This window comes from Methylobacterium sp. J-077, from assembly GCF_022829365.1.
Classification (GTDB): domain Bacteria; phylum Pseudomonadota; class Alphaproteobacteria; order Rhizobiales; family Beijerinckiaceae; genus Methylobacterium.
The window spans coordinates 1-6,678 of record NZ_JAKSYJ010000054.1; the positions used below are offsets into that span (position 1 = coordinate 1).

The 6,678-nt window shown below is 64.1% G+C and carries 5 protein-coding genes and 1 pseudogene; 4 read left to right on the forward strand and 2 right to left on the reverse strand.

The genetic code is table 11. From position 1 onward, the window contains the following. A partial coding sequence (locus MKL11_RS03245; protein WP_243940244.1) for an N-formylglutamate amidohydrolase occupies positions 1–235 on the forward strand: 235 nt, incomplete at its 5' end. 233 nt (positions 236–468) lie between these two features. Here the strand turns inward: MKL11_RS03245 and galU are convergent. Beyond that, a complete protein-coding gene (gene galU / locus MKL11_RS03250) occupies positions 469–1,335 on the reverse strand; it encodes a UTP--glucose-1-phosphate uridylyltransferase GalU (protein WP_243940252.1) in 867 nt (288 codons plus the stop codon). A 277-nt stretch (positions 1,336–1,612) separates the two neighbouring features. Here galU and galE point away from each other — a divergent pair. The 3 genes and pseudogenes from galE (at position 1,613) to MKL11_RS03265 (ending at position 5,300) form a co-directional block, all read left to right on the forward strand. Continuing rightward, positions 1,613–2,605: pseudogene (gene galE, locus MKL11_RS03255) on the forward strand (UDP-glucose 4-epimerase GalE). 60 nt (positions 2,606–2,665) lie between these two features. Beyond that, positions 2,666–3,790 carry a glycosyltransferase gene (locus MKL11_RS03260; RefSeq protein ID WP_243940246.1) on the forward strand — a complete coding sequence of 375 codons (1,125 nt, stop codon included), beginning with the start codon at positions 2,666–2,668 and terminating at the stop codon, positions 3,788–3,790. A 109-nt stretch (positions 3,791–3,899) separates the two neighbouring features. After that, positions 3,900–5,300, forward strand: a complete 1,401-nt coding sequence (locus tag MKL11_RS03265) for a mannose-1-phosphate guanylyltransferase/mannose-6-phosphate isomerase (RefSeq protein ID WP_409565803.1) — start codon at positions 3,900–3,902, stop codon at positions 5,298–5,300. A 315-nt stretch (positions 5,301–5,615) separates the two neighbouring features. Here the strand turns inward: MKL11_RS03265 and MKL11_RS03270 are convergent, their stop codons facing one another. Continuing rightward, a complete protein-coding gene (locus tag MKL11_RS03270; protein WP_243940250.1) occupies positions 5,616–6,620 on the reverse strand; it encodes an IS481 family transposase in 1,005 nt (334 codons plus the stop codon). Positions 6,621–6,678 lie beyond the last annotated feature (58 nt).

A 6,678-nucleotide genomic window follows, 5' to 3' on the forward strand; every position in this document is an offset into this window, starting at 1 on the left:
TCGAGTGGTGCGCAACAAGCCTTACGCGGGCGGCTTCATCACCGAGCATTACGGCGAGCCAAATCTTGGGCGTCACGCCCTGCAGATCGAGGTCAATCGGGCTCTATACATGGACGAGGCGAGCCTCGCTGTGACGCGGGATTTTCCGGGTTTGGTGAAAGTGCTGAGCACTGTCATCGCTACGGTGGCGGCCGATCTCGGCGATCTGACGCCGCGCCGGATGGCGGCCGAATAGCGTTCGAGCCGCAGATCTTCGGGGCCGATCAACGGAGCCTGAAAAGAAAAAAGGCCACTCCCGAAGGAGCGGCCCGAAGTCTAGGGAGGAAACGCCCAAGAAGGGCTACGACACCGCGACGCCATCGCGATCTCGCAATGCACAAAATAAAGTGCGCCGCACAAGAAGCAAGGGTAAAATCGCGTCGGCCTCCGCGGTCATCGCATAGCTCGGCCGCGCCGCGCGCAAAGGGCTCAGCTCTGAGCCAGCAGCTTGGCGATTTCGGCCCTCAAGGGCCCGGCGAGGTCCGGCCGCTCCAGCGCGTAGGCCAAGTTGGCGGTGAGGAAGCCGATCTTCGAGCCGGTGTCGTAGGTTCGACCCTCGTAGTGCATGCCGAAGAAATCCTGCGTTTCCATCAGGTCGATCATTGCGTCGGTGAGCTGGATCTCGCCGCCGGCGCCCTTCTTGCCGTGCTCCAGGATCCCGAAAATCTCGGGCTGGAGGATGTAGCGGCCGGAGATGATGAAGTTCGATGGCGCGGTGCCCTGCTTCGGCTTCTCGATCATGCCGGTGATCTCGAAGGATTGGCCGTAGGTCTCGCCGACGCTGACGATGCCGTACTGGTGCGTCTCTTCGGGAGCCACCTCCTCGACGGCGATGATGTTGCCGCCGTGCCGCTCGTAGGTGGCCAGCATCTGCTGCATACAGCCGCGGCTCAGCATGTCCGGCAGCAGCACCGCGAAAGGCTCGTCGCCGACGATTTCCCGGGCGCACCATACCGCGTGGCCGAGGCCGAGGGGCGCCTGCTGGCGGGTGAAGCTGGTCTGGCCGGCCTTGGGCAGATCTCGCTTCAACTCCTCGTAGGCCGCGATCTTTCCGCGTTCCTGAAGGGTGTCTTCGAGTTCGTACGCAATATCGAAATGGTCCTCGATCACCGCCTTGCCGCGACCCGTGACGAAGATGAAGTGCTCGATGCCGGCCTCCCGCGCCTCGTCGACGACGTGCTGCACCACCGGCCGGTCCACGACCGTGAGCATTTCCTTCGGGACAGCCTTGGTGGCGGGCAGGAATCGCGTGCCCAAGCCCGCTACGGGCAGGACAGCCTTGCGGATCGGTTTCATCAAGCGACAACCTCAGAAACTGAATGGAACGGCATGGGCAATGGTTTGAGCCGTAAGATAGCCTAACACGATGCTTCGCAAGGCCTCTACCTCGATAGTATGAGCAGGAGCGCCGTAAATATACCGTCTGCGACCACCTGAAATGGCGATTATCAAGTGGAATCCCACGTGGCGCTTGAACGTGCGATGAAGCGGCGGCCGAAAGCCTTGCCCCGTCGCGGCCCGATCGGGCAAGGCTCCCGGAAGAAACCATCGCAACGGCTACGGAGCGGACGACATGGCGGTTCTGGTGACGGGCGGGGCGGGGTATATCGGCAGCCACATGGTTCTGGCGCTGCTGGATGCCGGCCACGAGGAAATCGTGGTGTTGGACGACCTCTCCACCGGCTTCGACTGGGCCGTGCCGGAGGGCGTCAAGCTCGTGGTCGGCGACGTCGCCGATCAGGCGCTCGTGACTCAGACAATCCTGCAGCACCGCATCGACGCGCTCGCGCACTTCGCCGCCCGGATCGTCGTGCCGGACTCGGTGGCCGACCCGCTCGGCTACTACCTCGCCAACACCGTCAAGACCCGCGCCCTGATCGAAGCCGCGACGCGTGCGGGCGTGCGCCACGTGATCTTCTCCTCCACCGCCGCCGTCTACGGCGAGCCCGAGATTGTGCCGGTGCCCGAGGATCTGCCACTCAACCCGATCAATCCCTACGGCCGCTCCAAGCTGATGAGCGAGTGGATGATCGCCGATGCCGCGGCGGCCCACAACTTCACCTACGTGGTGCTGCGCTACTTCAACGTCGCGGGCGCCGATCCGGCCGGACGCTCCGGGCAGTCGACCCCGGACGCCACGCATTTGATCAAGGTCGCGACCCAAGCCGCGCTGGGGCAGCGCGACCGGCTCGACGTCTACGGCACGGACTACCCGACCCCGGACGGTTCGTGCCTGCGCGACTACATCCAGGTCTCGGACCTGGCCGAGGCGCACCGGGTGGCGCTGGACCACCTGCGCGGGGGCGGCGAGAGTCTGACGCTGAACTGCGGCTACGGCCGGGGCTACTCGGTCCTGGAGGTGATCGAGGTGGTTTAGCGGATCTCCGGGCGGGACTTCGACGTGCGGCTGTGCCCGCGCCGGGCGGGCGATCCGGCGCGCATCGTGGCGGAGGCGGGGCGGATCCGGTCGCAGCTGGGTTGGCAGCCGCGCCACGACGACCTCGACGCCATCGTCGCCCAGGCGCTCGCCTGGGAGGACAGACTCAGTACGCGCAATCGGATTTAATCGACGCTAAAGCGTGATAATATAGGACTCAAGATATGAATCCTGGCAGGGGATGACTGAATGAAAGTTGCAATCGTACATTATTGGCTTGTTGGCATGCGAGGCGGTGAGAAAGTCGTCGAAGCCCTGTGCAGGATGTATCCCCAAGCCGATATTTTCACGCACGCCTATGCGCCGGACTCGATCTCGCCCGTCATCAAAGCCCATCGCATCCAGACCTCGTTCATCGGCCGGCTTCCGTTTTCCGCGACGCGCTACAAATCCTATCTGCCGCTGATGCCCATGGCCCTCGAGCAGCTCGACCTGCGCGGGTATGACCTTGTGATCAGCAGCGAATCCGGGCCGGCCAAGGGCATCATCCCGCCCTCGAATTCGACCCATATCTGCTATTGCCACTCGCCGATGCGCTACGTCTGGAACATGTTCCACGACTACCGCGAGCGCACGGGATTTCTGAACCGCCTGCTGATGCCGCCGGCCGCGCATTACATCCGGAACTGGGACGCGATCTCGGCGAGCCGGGTCCACGAGTTTGTAGCGAATTCGGCGACCGTGGCGCGCCGGATCGAGACGTATTACAGGCGCAGCGCCACCGTAATCTATCCCCCGGTCGACACCGACGCGTTCGGTCCCGTCCCCGAGCAGGAACGTGGCGATTACCACCTGATGGTCGGCGAGCTGGTCCGCTACAAGCGCCCGGAACTGGCAATCGAAGCGTTCAACCGCCTGCAGAAGCCCCTGGTTGTGATCGGCGGCGGCGAGATGCTGCGCGAGTTGCGGAGCATGGCCGGCCCGCACGTCACGATGCTTGGCCCGCAACCCTTTGCGGTGCTCAAGCATCATTATGCCCGGTGCCAGGCCCTGATCTTCCCTGGCGAGGAGGATTTCGGGATCGTGCCCGTGGAGGCTATGGCAAGCGGGCGGCCGGTGATCGCGTACGGAAAGGGCGGCGCAACGGAGACCGTTCAGGAGGGGGGGACCGGGACCTTCTTCCACGAACAATCGGTGGACGCCTTGATCGCAGCGATCGAGCGTTGCAAGGCGATCGCGCCGCGGTCCGAGGCCCTCATCGAACGGGCCTCGGAGTTCAGCACCGAGCGCTTCTCCACGGCCATGCGTCAGTTCATCGAAGGCGTCCTCGCACGGGATTACCAAGGGCACCGACCCACGCTAGCCGCTAGATAGCTTGACAGTGTGAATTGAGTTTGAACCGTTTGTTTTATGTTAAGTCCACTCTATACCTTTATGCAAAAGGTTGATCTCGATGTCTGAGTTTGTAGGTAAGGTGTACCCGATGATCCTGTGCGGAGGCACGGGGACGCGCCTGTGGCCGGCGTCGCGGGAGAGCATGCCCAAGCAGTTCGCCCGGCTGGTGGATGCCAAGACCTCGACCTTCCAGGCCAGCCTGGAGCGCGTCGCCGACGCGTCCGTGTTCGCCAAGCCGACCGTGATCGCCTCGGCCGAGGCCCGGTTCATCGTCGCCGAGCAGTGCGGCCAGCTCGGCATCGCCGCCGACATCATGCTCGAACCGCAAGGCCGCGACAGCGCCGCCGCCGTGGCCGTGGCGGCGCTGCACGCCGCCGCGATCGACCCGCAGGCCGTGGTGCTGATCATGGCCGCCGACCATGTCGTGCCCGACACGCAAGCCTTCGTCGATGCCGTCAAGGCCGCCGCCGTGGGCGCGCGCGCCGGCTACACCATGACGCTCGGCATCGAGCCGACCCGCCCGGCCTCCGATTACGGCTATATCCGGCGCGGCGCCCCGATTCCCGAGGCAGCCGGTGCCGCCCGGGTGGAAAAGTTCGTCGAGAAGCCGACCCAGGCCGGTGCCGAGGCGCTGATCACGGACGGCGCGCTGTGGAACTCCGGCTACTTCCTGTTCCGCGCCGATTTGATGCTGGCGGAGCTCGAAGCCTTCGTGCCGGAGGTGCTGGAGGCCGCCCGCGCCGCGCTGGAGGCCGCGGTGACCGACCTCGATTTCGTGCGTCTGGATGGCGATGCTTTTGCCAGGGCGCCCAAGATCTCGATCGACTACGCGGTGATGGAGCGGACGGCGCGGGCCGGGGTCCTGCCGGTTTCGTTCGCGTGGTCGGATGTCGGGACCTGGGACGCGGTCTGGCAGGTGCTGGACCACGATGCCGAGGGCAACGCGGTGCGGGGCCGGGTGTCGCTGATCGGGACGAAGAACAGCCTAGTGCACAGCCAGGGCGAGGGCCTGACCGCGGTGGTGGGTCTGGAGGATGTGGTGGTGGTCTCGACGCCGGACGCGGTGCTGGTGGCGTCGAAAGCTCGCTCGGGCGAGGTTAAGCAGCTGGTCAATGTCCTGCGGGCGTCGGGCGAGCCGGAGGCGGACGCACATCTGCGGATGTACCGGCCGTGGGGGTGGTACCAGCGGATCGACCTCGGCGAGCGCTTCCAGGTGAAGCGGATCCAGGTCGTGCCGGGGGGGCGGCTGTCGCTGCAGAAGCACTATCACCGGGCGGAGCACTGGGTGGTGGTGCGGGGCACCGCGGAGGTGACGGTGGACGAGCGGGTGGTGCTCGTTCACGAGAACGAGGCGGTGTACCTGCCGATCGGGTCGATGCACCGGCTGGCCAACCCGGGCAAGATCCCGCTGGAGTTGATCGAGGTGCAGGTCGGCTCGTACACCGGCGAGGACGACATCATCCGCATCGAGGATATCTACGGACGTTGATCAGCTCTGCGCTGGACCAGGTTAGCAAAATTCTCTTACCTCGTATTATCATGAGGAGTTTTGAGCGCATTTGCGGCGATGTGACGATGGTGCAGCTGAGGCCGCCCTTGGCGATATTCGAGCGATCGCCATGCACACGGCGGCAGCCGCTGCAGTGGATGAACAAAGTAGAGGTACGTTCGGAGTGCCAACCCTACACAAATCCGATGATTGCCAACTTTCGTTGCGTTCGGTTGTGGAACGTCGTTGGGATGTGGCACGTTGGGCGATCAATGCCTACGCTCGGAGGTTTGAGGGGTGTGCGCCGCTGGCCTATTAGATGTTTGGTCCCGGCATGTGGTGTGACGGATCGAGCCTGAAGCGTTTGGGCTCTTTCGTCCAGGTCTGGCAAATAAATTCGTAGGGGGTGAGGCCTCGCAGGGTCTTCAGCCGACGACCGTAGTTGTAGGCCTCCACGAACAGTTGCAGGTGGCGGCGCAGCTCGTCGTTGTCGGTGTAATGGTAGCGCTTGACCGTGGCGTCCTTGATGGTGCGGTTCATCCGCTCGACCTGGCCGTTCGTCCACGGGCAGCGTGGTTTGGTCAGGCGATGCTCGATCTTGCTCTGCTCGCAGGCCCATTCGAACGAATGCCAGCGGTACAGGCGCGGCCCGTCCTGGGTCGCCCAGTAGGCGGCCGCCTTCGCTTCGGCCTCCGCGTTCACCGGCTTGTTGTCGGTGAACTTAATGCCGTTGTCGGTCAGGACCGTGTGGATCGTGTAGGGCACGGCCGCGACCAGATCGCGTAGAAAGGCCGCTGCGATCCGCTGAGTTGCCTTCTCGTGAAGTTGAACGAAGGCAAATTTGCTGGTGCGGTCGATGGCAACGAACAGGTGGAGCCTGCCTTGTTCGGTGCTGACCTGTGCGATGTCGATGTGGAAGTAGCCGATCGGGTAGGCTTTGAAGCGCGAACGCTTGGGCTTGTCGCCGTCGACCTCCGGCAGTCGACTGATGCCGTGACGCTGGAGACAGCGGTGCAGACTTGAGCGGGTCAGGTGCGGAATGCTGGCCTGAAGCGCGTAGAGGCAGTCATCCAGTGGCAGCAGGGTATGCCGGCGAAAGGCAACGATGACCGCTTCGTGCTCCAGGCTCAGCACCGTGGAGTGAGGCTCCTTCGGTCCCATCCGCGCATCGGTGCTGGTCGGACGCGACCGCCACTTCTGCACGGTGGTCGGGCTGATCCCATAGTGCTTCGCGGCGGCTCTCACGCTCTCTTTACGAGCTTGGATTGCCCGACGGACCGTCTCTGTCGTTGTGGCGCTGCCGTGGAGAATCTGTCCCATAGCGCGTCCCTCCATGTGGCACCAGATGTATCACCACACGGTGGGACCAAACATCTAG